The sequence below is a fragment of the Roseateles agri genome, from assembly GCF_034043675.1.
Taxonomy (GTDB): Bacteria; Pseudomonadota; Gammaproteobacteria; order Burkholderiales; family Burkholderiaceae_C; genus KK5.
Genome location: NZ_JAXCLA010000008.1, coordinates 395,174 through 416,148 on the forward strand (window position 1 = coordinate 395,174; position 20,975 = coordinate 416,148).

At 69.3% G+C, this 20,975-nt stretch carries 19 protein-coding genes; 18 read left to right on the forward strand and 1 reads right to left on the reverse strand.

Features of this window, described 5'->3' with window-relative positions; translation table 11 throughout:
• Positions 1 to 257 precede the first annotated feature (257 nt).
• On the reverse strand, positions 258 to 581 hold the full coding sequence (locus SNE35_RS24575; protein WP_320425658.1) for an HPF/RaiA family ribosome-associated protein: 324 nt from the start codon (positions 579 to 581) through the stop codon (positions 258 to 260).
• Positions 582 to 831: 250 nt separating this feature from the next.
• On the opposite strand from SNE35_RS24575, the gene SNE35_RS24580 reads away from it, so the two are divergent.
• From SNE35_RS24580 to SNE35_RS24660, 18 genes are all read left to right on the forward strand, one after another.
• On the forward strand, positions 832 to 2,097 hold the full coding sequence (locus tag SNE35_RS24580) for an HlyD family secretion protein (RefSeq protein ID WP_320425659.1): 1,266 nt from the start codon (positions 832 to 834) through the stop codon (positions 2,095 to 2,097).
• 4 nt (positions 2,098 to 2,101) lie between these two features.
• On the forward strand, positions 2,102 to 3,640 hold the full coding sequence (locus tag SNE35_RS24585; protein ID WP_320425660.1) for a DHA2 family efflux MFS transporter permease subunit: 1,539 nt from the start codon (positions 2,102 to 2,104) through the stop codon (positions 3,638 to 3,640).
• Positions 3,630 to 5,174, forward strand: coding sequence for an efflux transporter outer membrane subunit (locus SNE35_RS24590; RefSeq protein WP_320425661.1), 1,545 nt, complete (start codon positions 3,630 to 3,632; stop codon positions 5,172 to 5,174). Before SNE35_RS24585 ends, SNE35_RS24590 begins: the two co-directional genes overlap by 11 nt.
• A gap of 111 nt (positions 5,175 to 5,285) precedes the next feature.
• Positions 5,286 to 5,912, forward strand: a complete 627-nt coding sequence (locus SNE35_RS24595; protein ID WP_320425662.1) for a PAS domain S-box protein — start codon at positions 5,286 to 5,288, stop codon at positions 5,910 to 5,912.
• Between the two features lie 42 nt (positions 5,913 to 5,954).
• On the forward strand, positions 5,955 to 7,529 hold the full coding sequence (locus tag SNE35_RS24600) for an ATP-binding protein (protein WP_320425663.1): 1,575 nt from the start codon (positions 5,955 to 5,957) through the stop codon (positions 7,527 to 7,529).
• A 96-nt stretch (positions 7,530 to 7,625) separates the two neighbouring features.
• A complete protein-coding gene (locus tag SNE35_RS24605) occupies positions 7,626 to 9,314 on the forward strand; it encodes a thiamine pyrophosphate-binding protein (RefSeq protein WP_320425664.1) in 1,689 nt (562 codons plus the stop codon).
• Between the two features lie 31 nt (positions 9,315 to 9,345).
• Positions 9,346 to 9,996 carry a cytochrome c3 family protein gene (locus SNE35_RS24610; protein ID WP_320425665.1) on the forward strand — a complete coding sequence of 217 codons (651 nt, stop codon included), beginning with the start codon at positions 9,346 to 9,348 and terminating at the stop codon, positions 9,994 to 9,996.
• A gap of 11 nt (positions 9,997 to 10,007) precedes the next feature.
• Positions 10,008 to 12,785 (forward strand): 4Fe-4S dicluster domain-containing protein, encoded by a 2,778-nt coding sequence (locus SNE35_RS24615; protein WP_320425666.1) that lies wholly within the window; start codon positions 10,008 to 10,010, stop codon positions 12,783 to 12,785.
• Complete coding sequence (gene nrfD, locus SNE35_RS24620) at positions 12,782 to 14,137, forward strand: NrfD/PsrC family molybdoenzyme membrane anchor subunit (RefSeq protein ID WP_320425667.1); 1,356 nt, start codon at positions 12,782 to 12,784, stop codon at positions 14,135 to 14,137. Before SNE35_RS24615 ends, nrfD begins: the two co-directional genes overlap by 4 nt.
• On the forward strand, positions 14,134 to 14,652 hold the full coding sequence (locus SNE35_RS24625) for a DUF3341 domain-containing protein (RefSeq protein WP_320425668.1): 519 nt from the start codon (positions 14,134 to 14,136) through the stop codon (positions 14,650 to 14,652). Before nrfD ends, SNE35_RS24625 begins: the two co-directional genes overlap by 4 nt.
• A complete protein-coding gene (locus SNE35_RS24630; protein ID WP_320425669.1) occupies positions 14,649 to 15,164 on the forward strand; it encodes a c-type cytochrome in 516 nt (171 codons plus the stop codon). Before SNE35_RS24625 ends, SNE35_RS24630 begins: the two co-directional genes overlap by 4 nt.
• A complete protein-coding gene (locus SNE35_RS24635) occupies positions 15,161 to 16,177 on the forward strand; it encodes a hypothetical protein (RefSeq protein WP_320425670.1) in 1,017 nt (338 codons plus the stop codon). Before SNE35_RS24630 ends, SNE35_RS24635 begins: the two co-directional genes overlap by 4 nt.
• The gene (locus SNE35_RS24640) at positions 16,164 to 17,084 is read left to right on the forward strand and encodes a thioredoxin domain-containing protein (RefSeq protein ID WP_320425671.1); all 921 of its coding nucleotides are present in this window, start codon (positions 16,164 to 16,166) and stop codon (positions 17,082 to 17,084) included. The genes SNE35_RS24635 and SNE35_RS24640 overlap by 14 nt, the downstream gene beginning before the upstream one ends.
• The gene (gene coxB, locus SNE35_RS24645; protein ID WP_320425672.1) at positions 17,081 to 18,028 is read left to right on the forward strand and encodes a cytochrome c oxidase subunit II; all 948 of its coding nucleotides are present in this window, start codon (positions 17,081 to 17,083) and stop codon (positions 18,026 to 18,028) included. Before SNE35_RS24640 ends, coxB begins: the two co-directional genes overlap by 4 nt.
• Positions 18,029 to 19,654: a cytochrome c oxidase subunit I gene (gene ctaD, locus SNE35_RS24650; protein WP_320425673.1), complete on the forward strand. Its 1,626-nt coding sequence runs from the start codon at positions 18,029 to 18,031 to the stop codon at positions 19,652 to 19,654. It abuts the gene before it with no gap.
• Positions 19,632 to 20,228, forward strand: a complete 597-nt coding sequence (locus tag SNE35_RS24655; protein ID WP_320425674.1) for a cytochrome c oxidase subunit 3 — start codon at positions 19,632 to 19,634, stop codon at positions 20,226 to 20,228. The genes ctaD and SNE35_RS24655 overlap by 23 nt, the downstream gene beginning before the upstream one ends.
• Entirely contained in the window at positions 20,225 to 20,680 is a 456-nt protein-coding gene (locus SNE35_RS32135) for a cytochrome C oxidase subunit IV family protein (protein WP_431312785.1), read from the forward strand. The genes SNE35_RS24655 and SNE35_RS32135 overlap by 4 nt, the downstream gene beginning before the upstream one ends.
• Positions 20,595 to 20,975, forward strand: a complete 381-nt coding sequence (locus tag SNE35_RS24660) for a DUF427 domain-containing protein (RefSeq protein WP_320425675.1) — start codon at positions 20,595 to 20,597, stop codon at positions 20,973 to 20,975. Before SNE35_RS32135 ends, SNE35_RS24660 begins: the two co-directional genes overlap by 86 nt.

Here is a 20,975-nt window from a genome sequence, read left to right on the forward strand (position 1 = left end):
CCTTGATCCCGCAACGCACACTTGGCCGAGACCCTTCAGTGCACGGTCCGCTTGGTGTCTGACCCTGCGCATTCGCGCAGCCCCCTGCGATCGGCCCGACATGGAACTTTCGCGCCGCCTCAAGCAGGCCGACGATGCACTCTATATGCATCGAAGCGCAAGGGACGAAATCGCATCGCGCTCGTTCCTCCGCCGAACGGGAGGACGCACTGGCGCCCCTCGAAGCGCCGTTGCGATCGCAACTGACGGGTCCGCAACTACATCGCATCGTCGCCGCTGTTGTCGGGCAGGCCGTGATGCGGCTGCCGATGAACCTGCGGGCCGAGCTTGCCGAGCTGCGTGTCGATGGCGCGATGGAGCTTGCGCACAGCGCCGTCAATGGCCTGATGCGCATTGCCGGCATGGTTCTTGGCGACAACGTTCTCTGACCCGGCCAGACGGGCTTCCAGGACGCAATGGACCTTGTCCTCGCTGCTCTTGGCACGACCGTCCGCCGCAGAAAGATGCGCCTCCACCCGCGTGATGCGTTCCCCGAAGTGTCCGAGGGTTTCCTTGACGACCGCGCCGAAGTGTTCGGTCATCGCTTGACTGCCGTCGGTGTTCGCATCGGATTCAAGTAGCACTTGCATGAGAGTCCTCGTTTAGGCGACGCCCGAGCTTGCGTCATTCGATCAGGCGTCGGCGTAGGACTCTGCCCCGTCGTGTGACCCTCAATTAGTGAGCTGTGCAAAGGATCGATGGTCGCCATCGGCAAGCGCCATCCCGTCGGGCCACGGCAGTGGACAGGCACGCGAGTTGCCATAGGGCTCCGGCATTCATCTCCGGACGCATATGGCCACAGACGACGACGCTGCTGCACCTCAGCCGGCCCATCACCCCGCCTACCAGACCGGCTACCGGGAGGGTTTCAATGATGGCTTCCGAGATGGCGTGCGCGAGGACGCGGCAACGTCTCGCAAGGACGGCAAGGTCGACGACAAAGAGAACAACAAGGATAAAGACAAGGACAAGGACAAGGACAAAGCCCAAGACGAGCAAGGGAGCAAGGCGTCTTCTGAGAAGGGGGACGGCAAGCCTCCGCTCTACAAGCGTCCGCTGATCGTCTTTGCCGCACTGCTCGTCGTGCTCGCGCTGCTGATTGCCGGCCTGCTGTTCTGGCGGCACAGCCGTCATCACGAGACCACCGATGACGCTTTCATCGACGGGCGTGCCGCCACGATCGCCGCGCAGACACCGGGTCGCGTCGTCAAGCTCTACGTCAACGACAACCAGTTCGTCCACGGCGGCGACCTGCTCGTCGCCATCGACTCGCGCGAAGGTGAGACGCGGCGCGAGCAGGCACAGGCCCAGCTCGCCAACGCGCGGGGTCAGGTCGAAACCTCCCAGGCCCAGGTCCAGGTACGCCGCGCCGCCGAACTGCAGGCCGGCGCCGCCGTGCGCCAGGCAGAGGCCGAGCTGACCAAGGCCACCCAGGACCGAGAACGTTTCGACCGCGTGGACAAGCAGGCCGTCTCGCGCCAGCAGATCGATGCGGCAGAAGCCCAGCTGCGCACTGCCCGCGCCAACCTGGACGCCGCGCGCAGCAACCAGCGCGCTGCTCAGGCGCAGACCGGTGCGGCGCAAGCGCAGGTGCGCGCGGCGCAGGGTCAGTTGCAGGCCGCCCAAGCCGACGTCTCCACCGCCGACCTGCAGCTCACCTACGACCGCGTCGTGGCGCCCATGGATGGCTACGTCAGCAAGCGAGCCGTCGAGCCTGGCAATGTGGTCAGCGCCGGCCAGCCGCTCATGTCCATCGTCAGTCCACAGGTTTGGGTGACAGCCAACTTCAAGGAGACGCAGCTGACGCGGATGAAGCCCGGCCAGCATGTGCGCATCACCGTCGATGCCTTCCCCGACGCCGAGTTCGACGCGCACGTGGAGAGCTTCCAGCGCGGCACCGGCGCCTACTTCAGTCTGCTGCCCGCGGAAAACGCGACAGGCAACTATGTGAAGGTCGTGCAGCGCGTGCCGGTGAAGATCGTGTTCGACGACGAGCGCGTGCGCAACTACCCGATCGGCCCCGGACTTTCGGTCAAGCCGGACGTCGACATCCCCTGACGACATGGCCGACCCCGCACTTCCCCGTTCGGCCGCCGGCGACCGCAGCCCCTGGCTGATCGCCGTCGTCGTCTCGCTGGCCACCTTCATGGAGGTGCTCGACTCGACGATCGCCAACGTCTCGCTGCGCCACATCGCCGGCGGCCTCGGCTCCAGCCAGGACGAGAGCACCTGGATCCTCACCAGCTACCTGATCTCCAACGCCATTATCCTGCCGGTCAGCGGCTGGCTGTCCATGCTGATCGGACGCAAGCGTTTCTACATGATCTGCGTGGCCATCTTCACCGGCAGCTCACTGCTGTGCGCGCTGGCGCCGAGCCTGCCGTGGATGATCGGGTTCCGCGTCCTGCAGGGCCTGGGCGGCGGCGGCCTGGCACCGACGGAGCAGTCGATCTTCGCGGACTCGTTCCCGCCCGAGAAGCGCGCTGCCGCCTTCGCCATGTACGGCGTCACCGTCGTCGTGGCGCCGGCCATCGGCCCGGTGCTGGGCGGCTGGCTGACCGAGTCCTGGTCCTGGCACTGGATCTTCCTGATCAACCTGCCGGTGGGCCTGGTCGCGCTGACGCTGATCTGGTTTCTGGTGGACGAGCCGCCCGCCGTGGTGCAGGACACCAAGGACTTCCGCGCGCGCTTCGTGCCCGACTGGCTCGGCTTCGTGCTGGTGGCGATGACCTTCGGCGCGCTGCAGGTGACGCTGGACCGCTTCGACCAGGACGATGGCTTCGCCTCCGAGTCCATCCTCGTGTTCTTCACGGTCACGGTGTTCAGCGGCCTCGCGCTGGTCTGGTGGGAGCGCCAGCATCCGCAGCCGGTGTTCGACGTGAGGCTGTTCAAGGTGCGCTCCTTCGCCGTGGCCAATCTGCTGATGTTCCTGCTGGGCTTCACGCTCTACAGCACCACCCAGATCATCCCGATGCTGGTGCAGAACCTGCTGCACTACGACGCGCTGGAAGCCGGCAAGTGCCTCGCGCTGGGCGGCGTGACCGCGGCGATGGTGATGCCGCTGGCTGGCGTCGTCAGCACGCGGGTGCCGGGCAAGCTGCTGCTGGTCGGCGCCTTCGTCGCCACGGCCTTCGCCTTCTTTCACACCTCCACGCTGAACAGCGAGGTCTCCTTCCGCACCTTGTCGCTGACCCGCGTGTACCAGAGCCTGCCGCTGCCTTTCCTGTTCGTGACGCTCACGACCGCCGGCTATGTCGGCGTACCGCCGGACAAGAACAGCGAAGCCTCCGCCATCATCAACCTGATGCGCAATCTCGGTGGCAGCGTCGGCGTGGCCGCAGCCACCACCGGCATGTCCTGGCGCACCCAGGTCCACCATGCCCGCCTGGCCGAGCACGTGACGCCCTTCGACACGCTGGTGCAGCAAGCGCTGGACCACGCGCACGGCAGCCTGGCCGCGCTGCAGCAGGCGGTACAGACACAAGCCCAGCTGATGAGCTACATGGACATCTTCCACCTCTGGGCATATGTCGCCCTCGCGGTGGCGCCGTTCGCGCTGCTGCTGAAGAACCCACCGAAGGGAGCGCCCGTTGGCCACTGAGCGCACTCGCGTCGCCGTGTTGCTGCTGGCCATCCTGGCCGGCTGCAAGGCTGTCGGGCCCGACTTCCATCCTCCCGTGACCCAGCCGCCCACCGCCTGGCCGGCCGAGGCCACGGCGCGCCGCGGCGGCGACGTGATCAGCGGCGTCGACACCGGCGCCGCCTTCGATCCGCAGTGGTGGACCATCTTCGGCGACCCGGTGCTGGACCGCCTGGTGCGCGACGCTGCTGCACAGAACCTGGACATCCGCACGGCCGAATTGCGCATCGAGGCGGCACGCGCCCAGACCCGCAGCGCCGAGGCGGCCCGCTGGCCCAGCGGCAGCGGCATGGGCTTGGCCGGACGCTCCCGCGCCAGCCCCAACGGCCCCCTCGGCGCGCTGAGTGGCGGCGGGCAGCAACAGCAGCCGGACCCACAACAGCAGCAACAGGGCAGCCTTGTCAGTGATCTCTACCAGGTCGGCTTCGATGCGAGCTGGGAACTGGACCTCTGGGGCGGCGTGCGGCGCAGCGTGGAGGCTGCCAAGGCCGATCGCGAGAGCGCCGAGCTGGCGAAGCGCGACGCGCTCGTGTCGCTGAGTGCAGAGATCGCCCGCACCTACTTCAGCCTGCGCGGCACCGAACGCGCACTGGCCATTGCCGAGGCACAGTTGCAGACCGAGCAGCACTTGCAGCGCCTGGTCAGCTCTCGACGCGAGGCCGGCTTCGCGCCGCAGTCGGATGTCGCCGCGCAGAGCGCGCAGGTCCAGGCGGCGCTGGCACAGCTGCCGCCACTGCGACAGCAGGCGGCCCAGTCGCGCAACCGGCTCGCCCTGCTGCTCGCCCTGCCGCCCGGCGCGCTGGCACAGCGGCTGGACGCGCAGAACCGCGCCGCGCTGCCTGCCCTGCCCGCTTCGGTGCCGGCAGGCCTGCCTGACGAACTGCTGCGCCGCCGGGCCGACGTCCGCAAGACCGAGGCCGACCTGCACGCGGCCACGGCCCGCATCGGCGTGGCCACCGCCAAGCTCTATCCCGGTATCACGCTGGGCCTGGCCGGCGGCCTGCAGGCCTCGCATTTCAGCGAGCTGGGGGACTGGGCGTCGCGCTTCCTGCTCGGCGGCGCGGAAATCAGCGTGCCGATCTTCCAGGGCGGCAAGTTGAAGGCGCAGGTGCGCCTGGCCGACCTGCAGTCGCAGCAGGCGCTGCTGGCCTGGCGCAAGACCGTGCTGACTGCCTTCGGCGAAGTGGATGACGCGATCGACGCCTACGCCGAAGCGCAACGCCATGCGGCCGCACTGGGTCGGCAATGGCAGGAAGCACGGCATGGTCGCGACCTGTCGCGCGAGCGCTGGGAGAAAGGGCTTAGCAGCTTCATCGAGGTGCTGGACGCCGAACGCAGCGCAGAGCAGGTGGAGTCGCAGCTGGCCCAGGCGCGTGTCGCCACCGTGGTGGATCTCGTCGCGCTCTACAAGGCGCTGGGCGGCGGATGGGAACCAACGCCGGATCCTTCCCATCCTACGGATGTGTCAGCCCGTGTCAGTGACCGCCTACAGTGACTCGACCCGCCGTCCTGCATGACGCGAGGCGGCCTGCCGGCAACATCTGCCGTCCAAGAGGGCACACAAGGAGATTCGCGATGGCCGAAGCAGAGCCGGCTGGGGCCGCGCATGGATGAATCCAAGGGCCATGTGCCGCTCTCCCTGGATCTTGACCTGCGCGCCACGTTCGAACGCAATGCAGTCATCGAACGCTACCGCCGCATCCTGAATCGAGCCACACAAACCGCGATCATCACGCTGGACAGATCGGGCCACGTCACCGGATGGAACGAGGGGGCTCGACGCATGCTGGGTTGGCAGGAACAGGAGATGCTGGGACAGTCGCTTGCCCGCATCTTCCCCGAAGAGTCAGGCGGTCCTTCCGCGCTGGCGCGCGAGATCCGGGAGGCCTCCGAGACCGGCACCGCCCTTGCGGAGGGCTGGCGTCAACGCAAGGACGGGGCACGCTTCTGGGCCACGGGCGAGGTGACACCGCTTGACGAAAGCGATCCCGACGCGGGCTTCGTGAAGATCATCCGGGACCGCACGGACCACCGACAGACCGAGATGCGCCTGGTCGAACAGGCTCGTGCGCTGGAGCTGCTGAATCGCACGGGCGCCAGCCTCGCTCGCGAAACCAGCGTCGACGTGCTCGTGCAGACAGTGACCGATGCCGGCGTGGCGCTGACCGGCGCGGAGTTCGGTGCCTTCTTCTACAACGTCACCGATACCAAGGGCGAAAGCTACATGCTCTAAACCCTGTCCGGCGTCCCCAAGGACACGTTCGCCGCGTTTCCGATGCCGCGCAACACGGCCGTGTTCGCGCCGACCTTCGGCGGCGAGGGCATCGTTCGCTCGGCAGACATCACCCAGGATCCGCGTTACGGCCACAACAAGCCCCATGCCGGCATGCCCCGTGGGCACCTGCCCGTACGCAGCTACCTGGCCGTGCCGGTGATCTCGCGCTCGGGCGCGGTGATCGGGGGCCTCTTCTTCGGCCATTCCGAGCCGGGCCGATTCACCGAGGATTCCGAGCGGAGTCTCAGCGGCCTGGCCGGCGAGGCCGCAGTCGCCATCGACAACGTACGACTCAACGCGGCGACGCAGACGGAAATCGTCGAGCGCCGCCGTGCCGAGGCCGCCCTGCGCGAGCTCAACGCGGATCTGGAGCAGTTGGTCTGGAAGCGCACGCAGGAACTGAATCACCAGGCGGAGGCGCTGCGGCAGTCGCAGAAGATGGAGGCCTTGGGGCAACTCACCGGCGGCATCGCCCACGACTTCAACAACCTGCTGCAGGTCGTGATCGGCAACCTGGACATCCTCGGTCGCACCTTGCCGGAGGAGCTGGTCCGCCAGCGCCGTGCGGTGGCTCTTGCAATGTCAGGTGCGAAGCGTTCCGGCGCATTGACCCAGCGGCTGCTGGCGTTCGCTCGCCAGCAGCCGCTCGATCCCAAGCCCATCAGCGCCAACCGCACGATCCAGGGCATGGCTGACCTGCTGCGACGCACGCTCGGCGAGACCGTCGAGTGGCGGACCACCCTGACGCCGGAACTGTGGACCGTCGAAGCGGACCCCGGCGAGCTGGAGAACGCGCTGCTGAATCTTGCGGTGAACGCCCGCGATGCGATGCCCAATGGGGGCAAGCTGACCATCGAGACGGCCAACGTCGAACTGGATGAAGGCTACGCGTCGAGGCGTGCAGATGTGAAGCCGGGGGCGTACGCGCAGATCAGCGTCAGCGACAGTGGAACGGGAATGGATGCCGCCACCGTGTCGCGCGCTTTCGATCCCTTCTTCACGACCAAGGCCGAGGGCAAGGGCACGGGCCTCGGCCTCAGCCAGGTCTACGGCTTCGTGCGGCAGTCCCACGGCCACGTGACCCTCTATTCGGAACCCGGCAGCGGTACCACGGTTCACATCTACCTGCCGCGGATGGATGCACAGGCTGAGACACCGTCCGAACAGACGCCCGAGCCTGCGCCGCTGTCGTTCAACGAGGTCGTGCTGGTCGTCGAGGACGATGCGGACGTGCGCACCTACAGCGTCGAGGTGCTCGAGGAACTGGGCTATCGCGTCGTCCAGGCTTCCGATGCTGCATCGGCCCTCCAGGTCATGGCCACCGTGCCCGTCGACCTGCTGTTCACCGATGTCGTGCTGCCCGGTGGAACGACGGGAGCCGTGCTGGCCAACAGAGCCCGGGAGATGCGCCCCGAGCTCAAGGTGCTGTTCACCTCGGGCTATGCACGCGATGCCATCGTGCACCACGGCCGGCTCGACCGCGGCGTGCAACTGCTGCCCAAGCCCTTCGGCTTCGACGACCTGGCCATCAAGATCCGCGAGGTGCTGGATGCCGAGCCCAAACGCGAGACCTGAAGAAGGGAGGATGCCGGCGGGCCTCACGCTTCTTAACCTTCGACGGGTGCGTCGCTTGCCCTTGCCGGCGGATCTGACGCACACGGAGGAACGGTCATGACCCGAACGGTTGGCGAACTGCTCACTGCGACCTTGGCGGATATCGGCGCCACGCAGGTCTTCGGCATCGTCGGCGATGCGATGAACGCCTTCACCGACGCGATGCGGCGCGAGCGGCGCATGCGCTGGATCGGCGTACGCCACGAGGAAGGCGCGGCACTCGCCGCCGCCGGCCAGGCCAAGCTGACCGGCCGGCTCGGCGTTTGCGCCGGCACCACGGGCCCCGGTGCCAACCACCTGCTCGCCGGTCTCTACGAAGCACGTCACGACCACGCGCCGGTGCTGGCGATCTCCGGGGACGTGCCGACCACGCTGGGCGGGATCGACTACCTGCAGGCCGCCGACCATGTGCAGGCCTTCCGGGATGCCTGCGTCTATGCCGCCACCATCGGCTCCGCCGACGCTGCGCCGGCGCAGATCCACGAAGCCATCGCGGCTGCCTACGGTCGCCGCGGCGTGGCGCTGCTGAACATCCCGCAGGACGTCATGGGCGCCAGCACCTCGCGTCCGCCGCTGAGCCTGAAGACGCTGCGAGAGCCGCGCGAGATCGCGCCCGACCCGACCGACATCGAGGCCGCCGCCCAGCTGATCGACGACGCCAAGTCGGTCGCGATCTTCGTGGGCCATGGCGCGCGAGATGCGCGCGACGAGGTGCTGGCGCTGGCGAAACGCCTCAACGCCCCGATCGTCCACACCTACCGTGCGCTGGATCAGTTCGCCTTCGACGAGCCGCTGGTCGTCGGTGGCCTGGGCCTGATCGGCTCCAAGGCCGGACAGGACGCGGTGCATCGCTGCAGCCTGCTGCTGATGATCGGCAGCGACTATCCGTACAGCGAATTCCTGCCGCAGAAAGTGACCCGCGTCGTGCAGATCGACGAGCGGGCCGAGGCCATCGGCCGGCGCCTGCCGGTGACGCAGGCCATCGTCGGCTCCAGCCGGCCGGCGCTGGCCGCGCTGCTGCTGCGCGTGCAGCCCAAGCCGGACGCCAGTTTCCTCGGCCTGGCCCAGCGCGAGTGGGCCGACTGGCGCCGCATGCTGGACCGCAAGGCAGACATCGCGCGCAGCGAGGACCGAATCCATCCGCAGGCGCTGGCACGCGCGGTCAGCGATCTCGCGGCGGAGGACGCCGCCTTCTGCGTCGACACCGGCGAGGTCACGCTGTGGACGGCCAACTGGCTGCGCCCGCGGGGGCGACAGCGCATCATCGGTTCCTACAACAATGCCGCCGTCGGCACGGCGCTGGGCATGGCCAATGGCGTGCAAGCGCTGGACCCGAAGCGCCAGGTGATCGTGATGTGCGGCGACGGCGGCTTTGGCATGCTGATGCAGGAGTTCGCCACCGCCGTGCAGCACCGGCTGCCGATCAAGGTCTTCATTTTCAACAACGCCGGTTGGGGCCTGGTGCACCTGGAGATGGAAGAGGCCGCCCTGCCCGCCTACAAGGCCGGCGTGGAGATGCGCAACCCGGACTTCGCGATGTTCGCGCGCGCCTGCGGCGCCACCGGCTTCACCGTGACCCAGCCGCAAGCACTGCGCGACATCGTGGGCCAGGCGCTGTCCACGCCGGGGCCGGTAATCGTGGACGTGGCCGTCGATCCCGCCGAGATCCCGGCGATGCCGCACGTGGAGCTGGACAAGGTCTGGCGCTTCGGCGTCGCCAAGCTGCGGGAAACGGTCCAGGCCTAGCGACAAGGTCGCCTGCCCATCGCACCGCCGCATGCCGCAGACCTTCACCGCGCCGGCCGTCCTCCTGCTGAGGGTCGCGGGCCTGGTGCTGGCCGGGCTGGCGCTGTGCGGCGCGCTGGCCTGGTGGGCCTGGTCGCCGCTGGGCGAGCCGGACGTGAACGAAGCGCGCGCCCAACCCATCCCCTTCAGCCACAAGCACCACGTGGGCGACGTGGGCCTGGACTGCCGCTTCTGCCACACCACGGTCGAGACGGCTGCCTCGCCCGGCCTGCCCGCCGCCGCCGTCTGCCTCACCTGCCACTCGCAACTGTTCGCCGACCAGGCGGTCTTCGCGCCGCTCCACCAGGCGATGGACAGCGGGGTGCCGATCGCCTGGGTACACATGAACCGCCTGCCCGACTACGTCTATTTCGACCACAGCATCCATGTCGCCAAGGGCATCGCCTGCGCCGAGTGCCACGGCCGCGTGGACCAGCAGCCACTCGCCGTGCGCAGCGCCAGCCTGCAGATGAAGTGGTGCTTCGCCTGCCACGAGAACGCCGCGCCGAAGCGCCACCTGCCCGCCCAGGTCTTCGACATGCCCCCGCCGACCTTGACGCCGCAGCAGCTCGAGGCGCTGAACCGCTTGATGAAGCTGGAGCGGACCGAGCGGATGACGGACTGCTCGACCTGCCACCGCTGAAGTAACGCGTCATGTCCACGCACCGCACCATTCCCCTGATCGCCGAGGCGCCCGACCGGGCGCAGCCATCGCGCCGCGCCTTGCTGCAGTGGTTGGCGGCCTCGGCCGCGCTCTCGCTGGCCGGCTGCGTGCGCCGCCCGGCCGAGCGCATCTACAGCTTTGCCCAGTTGCCCGAGATCGAGGCCAGCGGCCAGCCCCTCTACTACGCCAGTGCCTGCACCGTGGCCGGTCATGCACGGCCGGTGCTGGTCGGCACGCAACAAGGCAGGCCGATCAAGGTGGAAGGTCATCCCGGTCACCCGGCCTCCAGCGGCGGCACCGGCCTGGCCGAGCAGGCCGCCATCCTGGATCTCTGGGACCCGGACCGCTCCACCAGCGTCTGGCGCCGCGCCGCGCCCGGCCGGGACGAGCCGTCCAGCTGGGCCGCGTTCCTGCAGGCCTGGCGCGCGCAGCCGGCCGCCGCACCACTGCATGTGCTGACACCGGCCTTCACCTCGCCCACACTGGCCGCGCAACTGGCCGCCCTGCTGAAGCAGCGCCCCGGCTCGCGCTGGTACCGGGACGACGACGCCGCGCTGCTGGCCGCGCGGCACGGCAGCCGGCTGGCATTCAACCGCGAAGTCCGGACGGTGGCGCGCATCGAGGCGGCCGAGCTGGTAATCGCAGTCGGCGGCGATCCCTTCGGCGACCCGGTGGCCGGCCCGCGCCAGAGCGCCGGGTGGGCCCGTTCCCGGCGGGACGGCGCGCGACCACGCCTGCTGGCGCTGGAGACCACGCCGGGCCTGTTCGGCGCCCGCGCCGACGAGCGCTGGGCACTGACGCCGCTGGAGATCGAGGCTGTACTCTGGCAGGCCGGCTGTGCGCTGCTGCAAGAGCCGCGAGACGACGAACCCGCGCTGGCCGCCGCCCGGCGCATCGCCGCGCTGCTGCGGCGCCACCGTGGGCGCGCGCTGGTGCTGGCCGGGCCGGAGCTGTCGGCGTCTTCGCATGCGCTGGTGCATGCGCTGAACCAGGCGGTCAGCAGCGAACGAATCATCCACGCGATCGAGCCCCCGGACCTGCATGCCGATCTGTTGCCCGCCCCCGGCACGCTGGCCGAGCTGACCGCAGCGGCTCAGGCAGGCCAGGTGCCGGCGCTGCTGGTGCTGGGCGGCAACCCGGCCTACGAGGCGCCGGCATCGCTACGCTTCGAGGCGGCGCTGGCCCACGTGCCGCTGAGCCTGCATCTCGGCCTTCACCGCGACGAGACCGCGCGCTTGTGCCACTGGCACCTGCCCTGCGGCCACGATTTCGAGGAATGGGGCGACACCCGCGCCGACGACGGCACGCTGACGCTCCAACAGCCCGCCATCGCGCCGCTCTACGACACGCACTCGCCGATCGAGCTGCTGACACTACTGGCCAATCCGCGCGCCGCCGCGGACGGCCATGCGCTGCTGCGCGCGCAGTGGGCGGGTCTGGACTGGCCCGCCGCGCTGGCCCGTGGCTTCGTGCCTGACACAGCAGCCGCCCCGCTGCGTCTGCCGCCAGTCCCGATGCCGCCACCGCCACATGCACCAGCAAACGCACCAGCACACACGCAAGCGCCCGCGCAACTCTGGGCCGTCTTCCCACCCGACCCATGCATCGGCCACGGCGGCGCGGCCAACAACGGCTGGCTGCAGGAACTGCCGCGCCCGTTCACGCAGATCGCCTGGGGTAACGCGCTGCAGGTCGGCCCGCATACCGCCGCCGTGCTGAACCTCGCCACCGGCGACATCGTCGAGGCTCAGGGGCTTGCAGCGGCCCGCTATCCGGTCTGGGTGCAGCCAGGGCACGCCGAGGGCGCCGTGACGATCCACAGCGGCCACGGCCGGCGCGCGGCCGGCAGCGTCGGCACCGGCGTCGGCGTCGACAACGCGCCGCTGCGCAGTGCGGACACCGCCGTGCAGGCGCTCGTGCTGCGCCGCGTCGGCAGCGGCCATGAATTCGCATTGACCCAGGTGGAGCTGAGCCAGCACGGCCGCGAGCTGGCCCGCACGATGCCGATGCCACCCGCCGAGCCGCCCGCGCCGACGCTCTATCCACCGATGCCGCAGTCCGGCCCCGCCTGGGGCATGGCGATCGACCTCGACGCCTGCATCGGCTGCAAGGTCTGCACGGTCGCCTGCCAGGCCGAGAACAACATCCCCGTCGTCGGGCCGGACGAAGTGCGGCGCGGCCGCGCGATGCACTGGATCCGCGTGGATGCCTACCTGGACGACGACGGCGGGCAGGCACTGAGCCAACCCGTGCCCTGCATGCACTGCGAGAACGCGCCCTGCGAGCTTGTCTGTCCGGTCGGCGCCACGATGCACGACAGCGAGGGCCTCAACGTGCAGGTCTATAACCGCTGCGTCGGCACGCGCTTCTGCTCGAACAACTGCCCGTACAAGGTGCGGCGCTTCAACTTCCGCCAGTACAACGACCTGCGCACCGAGACGCTGAAGCTGATGCGCAACCCCGACGTCACCGTGCGGGACCGCGGCGTGATGGAGAAGTGCAGCTACTGCGTCCAGCGTCTGTCACGCGCGCGGCGCCACCAGGAGAAGACTGGCGAGGCGCTCCCGCGCGACACCGTGCGCACGGCCTGCCAGGCCGCCTGCCCGACCGCGGCCATCACGTTTGGCGACCTGAACGATCCGCAGAGCGCCGTCTCGCAGGCCCGGGCCTCGCCACGCCACTACCGGATGCTGGAGGAGCTGAACACGCGGCCGCGCACCGGCTATCTCGCGCGGCGCGCGCCGCTGCCACCGGAGGATGACGCGTGAGCGCGGATCCCGTCCTCAAGGGCCATTGGACCTACGCCACGCTGGGCGACCGCATTTCCGCGGTCGTGCTGGAACGGCCGCTGGGCCGGTACTGGCTGCTCGGCTTCGCGTTGACGGGCGCCGGCGTGCTGGTCTTCCTCGCGGCCATCGCCTGGCTGTTCGACCAGGGCGTTGGCATCTGGGGCATCAACATGCCGGTGGCCTGGGGCTTCGCCATCGCGAACTGCGTCTGGTGGATCGGCATCGGCCATGCGGGCACCTTCATCTCGGCCGTGCTGTTGCTGACGCGCCAGCGCTGGCGCACCTCCATCAACCGCTTCGCCGAAGCGATGACCTTGTTCGCCGCCTCGATGGCGGGGCTGTTTCCGCTGCTGCACCTGGGCCGGCCCTGGTTCGTCTACTGGCTCGTGCCCTACCCGGACACGCTGGGCCTGTGGCCACAGTGGCGCAGCCCGCTGGTGTGGGACTTCTTCGCCATCGCCACCTATCTCACCGTCTCCTCCCTGTTCTGGTACGTGGGCCTGATCCCCGACCTCGCCACGCTGCGCGACCGCGCCCGCGCACGGGCCATGCGAGGGCGCGAGATCGCGTTCGGCCTGCTGGCCCTGGGCTGGAGCGGTGAGGCGCGGCAATGGGCGCGGCACCAGCAGGCCTACCTGCTGCTGGCCGGGTTGGCGACACCGTTGGTGGTCTCGGTCCACTCGATCGTGTCGCTGGACTTCGCCATCGGCAACACGCCGGGCTACCACTCGACGATCTTTCCGCCCTTCTTCGTCGTCGGCGCGCTCTACTCCGGCTTCGCGATGGTGATCACGCTGGCCGTGCCGCTGCGCCGCGCGTTCCGGCTGGAAGCGCTGATCACGGGGCGGCACTTGGAGAACGCCGCCAAGGTGATGCTGGCCACCGGCTCGCTGCTGGCCTACGGCTATCTGGCCGAGGCCTTCTTCGCCTTCTACGGCGGCGACCGCTTCGAGATCGCCATCCAGCTGAACCGCTGGACCGGCCCCTACGCGCCGGTCTACTGGGCCATGATCGCCTGCAATGTGCTGATCCCGCAGGCGCTGTGGTGGCGGAGGGTGCGGAAGTCGGCAGCGGCCCTGTTCGCGCTTTCGCTGGTGGTGAACCTGGGCATGTGGCTGGAGCGGGTGCTGATCGTCGTCTCTAGCCTCAACCGGGACTACACGCCCTCGGCCTGGCGCCTGTACTGGCCCACCGGCTGGGACTGGGTCTTCCTCGCGGGCTCGCTGTGCACCTTCGCATGGCTGTTCCTGCTGTTCGTGCGGGTGCTGCCCTCGATCTCGATTGCCGAGATGCGGGAGGATCTGTCGCACCGGCCGGAGGCCTCGCGATGAAGGGCTGGCTCGCGGAGTTCGACTCGCCCGAAGGGCTGCTGGACGCCGCCCGCACTGCCCAGGCGCGGGGCTACGCACCGCAGGCCTTCAGCCCCTTCCCGGTCGAGGGCCTCGATGAAGCGCTGGGCCTGCAACGTTCGCCGATCGCCGCCTGCACCTTCGCTGGCGCGTTGCTGGGGGGCTGCGGCGGCTATGCGATGCAGTACTTTGCCGCCGTGGTGGATCGGCCGCTGAACATCGGCGGGCGGCCGCTGCACAGCTGGCCGATGTTCGTGCCGGTGAGCTTCGAGCTGGCGGTGCTGGGCGGCGCGCTGGCCGCCGTGATGGCCTTCCTGTGGACCAGCCGGCTGCCGCGGCTGCGCCAGCCGATATTCGATGCGCCGCACTTCGGCCTGGCCACGCGCGACCGCTTCTTCCTGCTGTTGCCGGCCGAGGACCCCGCCTTCGAACCCGAGTCGGCGGCCCAGTGGCTGGACCAGTTGCGCCCGCTGCGCCGTGTGGAGCTACCGGGATGAAGAAGGCCGCGCTGATCATGGCGACGACAGCGGCCCTGGCCGGCTGCATGCGCGTGACCGACGACATGGCCCGCCAGCCACGCCACGACCCGGGCGACACGAGCCCGCTGTTCTCCGACGGCAAGGCCGAGCGCGCGCCGCCTCCCGGCAGCGTCGTCCATGCACGCGGTGACCTGGCGCTGGTGAGCAGCGGGCGGGCCGGCGCCATCGATCCGGCCGCGCCGCGCCCCGTGGACAGCCCCGCCTTGCTGCGGCGCGGCGGCGAGCGCTATGCGATCTACTGCCTGCCCTGTCACGGCCCAGCCGGTGCTGGTGACGGCGAGGTCGTCAAGCGCGGCTTCCCCCGGCCGCCGGACCTGGCCGCGCTGCAGGGGGCCGACGACGCGCGCCTCTTTGCCGCGATCCGCCAGGGCAGTGGCCGCATGGCGGCATTTGCGGACCGCGTGAGCAGTGACGACGCCTGGGCCGTCGTCGCCTACCTGCGCCGCCTGCAGCAGAAGGCGGCACGATGAATCCGCTCGGCCTCCTGCTGCTGCTCCTGCTGTTCGCCGTCGGCTGGTGGCTCGATCGCCCGCTGATGGCAGCGAGTTGGCTGGGCGCCTGGTGGTTCTGCAGTGGCCTGGTGCTCGGCGCGGCGGCGCTGGCGCGCATCCACCGCTTCACAGGGGGCACCTGGGGCGAGGTGCTGCGCCCGGCGATCTGGCGGCTGGGCACTGCCATGCCGCGGCTGCTGCTGCTCTTCCTGCCGCTGCTGGCCCTGCTGCATGCGCTCTATCCCTGGTTGCGGCAGCCACCGGCGGGCGGCTTCGCAAAGGCCTGGTTCGCACCGGCCTTCGTCGCGCTGCGCTTCGCCGCCTACGGCATCGGCTGCTGGTGGCTGGCGCGTGCGCCCATGCGCGATTCCGACGGCAGCGGCCGCGCTGCGCTCTGGCTGCTCGCCTGGATGCTGGGCGGCACACTGGCCTCAGCAGACCTGCTGATGTCCCTGGTGCCGGGCTGGGCCAGCACCGTCTTCGGCTGGCTGGCGCTGGTTGGCCAGATGACCGGCGGCATGGCGGCCGCCGTGCTGCTCACCGCGCGGCGCACAACCCGGGCGCCCTGGCGCGACCTCGGCAACCTGCTGCTGATGTTCGTGCTGCTGCAGGCCTATCTGCAGTACATGCAGTTCCTGATCATCTGGGCCGAGAACCTGCCGCACGAGATCGCCTGGTTCCTGCCCCGGCTGCAGAGCGGCTGGCGCTGGGGCGGGCTGGCGCTGATCGTCGGCCAGTTCGCGCTGCCGCTGCTGGCGCTGCTGTGGCGCATCAACAAGGACCGACCCTGGCGGCTGGCCATGATCGCCGCGGGCCTGCTGGCGATGCAGGCTTTTGGCACGGCATGGCTGGTGATTCCATCCGTCCAGGCTCAGGGTTATGCGGCGTGGTGGATGCTGCCGCTGGCCTTCGGCGGCATGGGATTCGCCGCCTTCGGGCCGGCGCGGGCTTGGCGGCGAGTGACAAGGGAGGCGGCGCGTGGACGATCCTGATCGCGATCCCGAGTTGCGGCCGCGGCGTGTACTCGGCGCGGCAGTGCTGGCCGCGCTGGTCGTGGGGCTGGCCATCGCGGGCGCGGGTTCCCTGCTGCGGGCGTGGCGCCTGCCGGCCGGCGGCGAAGCGGGCAGCAGCGCGCTGGTGGAGGCGATCCCGGAGCCGCGCCTGCAGTCGGCACCACAACTCGACCGGCGCCGCGCCGCGCCGGAATTCGAGCAGCACCTGGGCGCGCGGCTGCCCGCGGGGCTGGACCTGCGCGACGCCGATGGCCACCGGGTCGATTGGCAGGCACTCGCCAGCGAAGGCCGTCCCCTGGTGCTGCTGCCGGCCTACTACCGCTGCGACATGCTCTGCGGCACTGCTGCCCACGGCGCGCTGGAGGCGCTGGCCGACACCGGCCTGCCGCCTCAGGCCTGGCGGCTGCTATTGTTCTCGGTCGACCCGCAGGACACGCCTGCCGCCGCCGCGCCGCTGCGCCAGGTCTACCGGGACTACGCCGCCTTCGCGCGACCGGCCGTCTTCGGCAGCACGGTGCCACCCCTGCAACTGATCAGCGGCGCGGACGGCGGCCGGCTGGCCGAGGCAATCGGCTTCCACTTCGAATCGATGTCAGCCAGTCCTGGCTTTGCCCATCCGACCGGCCTGGTCGTGCTGACGCCGGATGGCACGGTTTCTCGCTACCTGCTGGGCGTGCGCTTCGAGCCAAGGGCCCTGCGCGCCGCGCTGGTGGAAGCATCGGAAGGGCACGTGGGCACCTTGGCCGATCGCTTGCTGCTCGCCTGTGCTCATCTGGAGCCGCAGGGGCACGACGGCGCGGTGTTGGCCGGCGTGCGCGGTGGCGTGCTGCTGTCGCTGGCCGGGCTCGTGGCTTTCGTCGGCACCAGGCGGAGGCTCCGTCGATGAACGGCAGCGAGGCTCCGTTCGAGCTGCTGGCTCCAGCGGCCTCCACTGCCGCGCCGCGCACGGACCTGCTCTTCCTTGTGATGCTTGTCATCTGCGGCGCGATGGCACTGCTGCTGGCCGGGCTGATCGCCTGGTTCGCGTTGCGCTACCGCGAGGGCTCCGGCGCCGGCCGTGCGCACCCACCCTCGCACGCCAACGGCCTGGAGGCGGCCTGGACAGCGGTACCGATGCTGCTGTTCATCGTCCTGTTCGGTTGGGCGGCGCACGACTACGCGCTGGAGCGCCGCGTGCCGGCCGATGCGTTGCCGGTCTATGTCGTGGCCAAGCAGTGGATGTGGCGGCTCCAGCATGGCGAGAACGGCCGCCAGGAAATCAACGAGCTGCACGTGCCGCTGAACCGCCCGGTCGTGCTGGTGCTGGCCTCGCAGGACGTGATCCACAGCTTCTTCGTACCAGCCTTCCGCGTGAAGCAGGACGTGGTGCCAGGCCGCTACGCGCGGCTCTGGTTCAGTGCCACGCGGCTGGGCGAGTTCCGCATCCTGTGCAGCGAGTACTGCGGCAGCCAGCACTCGGCAATGCTGGGCCGCGTGATCGTGATGCGCGATGCGGACTATGCGAAGTGGCTGGCCAGCGGTCCGCCGCCGACCGGCGATCCCACACCGCAACAGCTCGGCCAAGCGCTGTACCAGCGCCTGGCCTGCGCGAGCTGCCACGCGCCCGATTCGAGCGTCCATGCCCCGCCTCTGGCCGGCCTGTACGGCCGCACGGTGGTCCTGCAGGATGGCGGCCATGTCACCGCCGACGAGGATTACCTGCGCGAGTCCATCGTCGCGCCGGACCGCCGACTCGTCGCCGGGCAGCCAGCCATCATGCCTTCCTACGGCGGCCAGCTCAGCGAGCAGGACGTGCAGAACCTCGTCGCCTACCTGCGGGAGTTCAAGTGAATGAGCAGTGACCTCGAGACCAGCTATCTCGCCGACGGGACGACGCTGCGCTCCTGGCTGCTCAGCACCGACCACAAGCGCATCGCCATCCTCTACGCGCTGGCGATCACCGCCTTTTTCTTTCTCGGCGGCGCGGCGGCCACCGTCATCCGGCTGGAGCTGGCCACGCCCGCCGGCGATCTGGTCTCCGACGAGGCCTACAGCAAGCTCTTCACCGCGCACGGCGTGATCATGGTGTGGCTGTTCCTGATTCCCTCGATCCCGTCCGTCGTCGGCAACTTCGTGCTGCCGCTGATGATCGGCGCGCGCGACCTGGCCTTCCCGCGGCTGAACCTGCTGAGCTGGTACCTCTACGTCGGCGGCGGTCTGGTCGTGGTGGCCGCGCTGGCGGCCGGGGGCGTGGACACCGGCTGGACCTTCTACACGCCCTACTCGACGATGTTCTCCAGCAGCTCCGTGGTGCTGACCCTGGTGGGTGTCTTCATCACCGGCTTCTCGTCCATCCTCACCGGGCTGAACTTCATCGTCACCATCCACACGCTGCGCGTGCCGGGCCTGAAGTGGTTCAAGCTGCCGATGTTCGTCTGGTCCATGTACGCGACGAGCATCATCCTCGTGCTGGCCACGCCGGTGCTGGCGATGACGGTGCTGCTGCTGGTGGCCGAGCGCCTGTTCCAGATCGGCGTGTTCGACCCGGCTCACGGCGGCGATCCGCTGCTGTTCCAGCACCTGTTCTGGTTCTACTCCCATCCGGCCGTCTACATCATGGTGCTGCCGGCAATGGGCGTGGCCAGCGAGATCATTCCCTGCTTCGCGAAGAAGCGTCTGTTCGGCTACCGCTTCATGGCCTACGCGGTGCTGGCGATCGCGGGCATCGGCTTCCTGGTCTGGGGCCACCACATGTTCGTCAGCGGCCAGTCGCCGCTGGCCAACCTGGTGTTCTCGCTGCTGAGCTTCATCGTGGCCGTGCCTTCGGCGATCAAGGTCTTCAACTGGACCGCCACGCTCTACAAGGGCCGCATCCGGCTGGACGCGCCGATGCTCTACGCGCTGGGCTTCGTCGGCCTGTTCACGATGGGCGGGCTGACCGGACTCTTCCTCGCCTCGCTGGCGCTGGACGTGCACCTGACCGACACGTACTTCGTCGTCGCGCACTTCCACTACATCATGGTGGGCGGCTCGGTGATGGCCTTCTTCGGCGCGCTGCACTTCTGGTGGCCCAAGGTGTGCGGCAGAAAGTATCCGGAGACCCCGGCGCGACTGGCGGCGCTGATCGTCTTCTTCGGCTTCCACCTGACCTTCTTCCCGCAGTTCCTGCTGGGCGTGCAGGGCATGCCGCGCCGCTACCACGCCTACCCGCCCGAGTACACGGTGCTCAACGTGCTCTCCAGCGCTGGCGCCTCCATCCTCGCCCTGGGCTACCTGATGCCGCTGTGCTACCTCACATGGTCGCTGATCAAAGGGCCGCGCAGCGAGCCGAACCCCTGGGGCGCGACCGGCCTTGAGTGGGAGACGGCCTCGCCGCCACCGACGCACAACTTCGACGTGACGCCGTTGGCCCCTGACGATGTCTATGGCTACACGCCGGAATACCCTGCACGCCATGAGCAGCACTCCGGCGCTTGAGCCGTCGCCGGACGCCGCGGCCACCGCGCGCTTCGGCATGTGGCTGTTCCTGGCCAGCGAGATCCTGTTCTTCGGCGTCGTGCTGTTCGTCTACGGCATCGCGCGTGGGCGTTCGCCGGCCGGCTTCCAGGCTGCTGGCGCGCGCACCGACCTGCTGCTCGGCACCGTCAACACCGGGCTGCTGCTGACGAGCAGTCTGGCCGTGGCGCTGGCGGCCGAGGGAAGTGCAGTACTGGCCCGCCGCGGCTTTGCCGCGGCCGCGCTGCTGGGCGGCTCCTTCCTCGCCATCAAGGGCATCGAATACCACCGCGAATGGGTGGAGGGTCTGTTCCCCGGCCCCGACTTCGCACTCGCCGATGTGCCTGGCGCGGAGCTGTTCTTCACCTGGTACTTCGTCGCGACCTCGCTGCATGCGCTTCACCTGGCCATCGGTATCGGCCTGTGCCTGCTGCTGGCGGCACAACCGGCGCTGCGCCTGCGCTGGCGCACCGGCGTAGCGCTCTACTGGCATTTCGTGGACCTGGTGTGGATCTTCCTGTATCCCTTGATCTACCTCGTCGGAGCACGTCCATGAGGCGGCTGGTGCTGGCCTGGCTCGCCCTGCTGGTACTGCTGGGGCTGAGCGCCGCCAGCGCAAAGCTGCCAGCACTGGGCCAGGGCCTGCTGGTGGTGTCCCTGTTGATCGCAGCAGGCAAGGCCGTGATCGTCGGCTGGGTGTTCATGGAACTCGGCCAGCGTCGGCCCTTGCTGCGCCTGGTGGCCGCCTGCGGGCTGGCAGCGCTGATGCTGCTCGGCGGCCTGAGCTGGCTGGACCTTGGCTTGCGCCGCGACGAGCCGAGCCGCTGGCAGGTGTCCCACAGACCGTGCCTCGGTCTGTCTAGCCGGTGCCGCGCGGCACGACGATTGCCTGAGGTGGCCATGTCAACGCAGGAGCTGAATCATGAAGTCACCCGGCCACCAGCAGATGCCCGACCACCAAGTGCGCGAGGAGCGCGCCAAGGGCGTGGTCAAGGTCCGCGTCAATGACGTGACGATTGCCGAGTCCGACCAGGTGATCAAGGTCACGGAGGACAAGTCGCCCGTCCGCTACTACTTTCCGCGCAGCGATGTCCGCATGGAAGCGCTGACGCCCACCGACACCACCAGCGAATGCCCGTTCAAGGGACATGCCACCTACTTCGACCTCGAGGCGGGCGGCCAGACGCTGAAGGATGCCGTCTGGACCTACGAGACCCCGTACGACGAGCACGCCGACCTCGCGCAGCGGCTCGCCTTCTACGACGACAAGTACCCGGCCATCCAGGTGATTGTCGGCAACTGA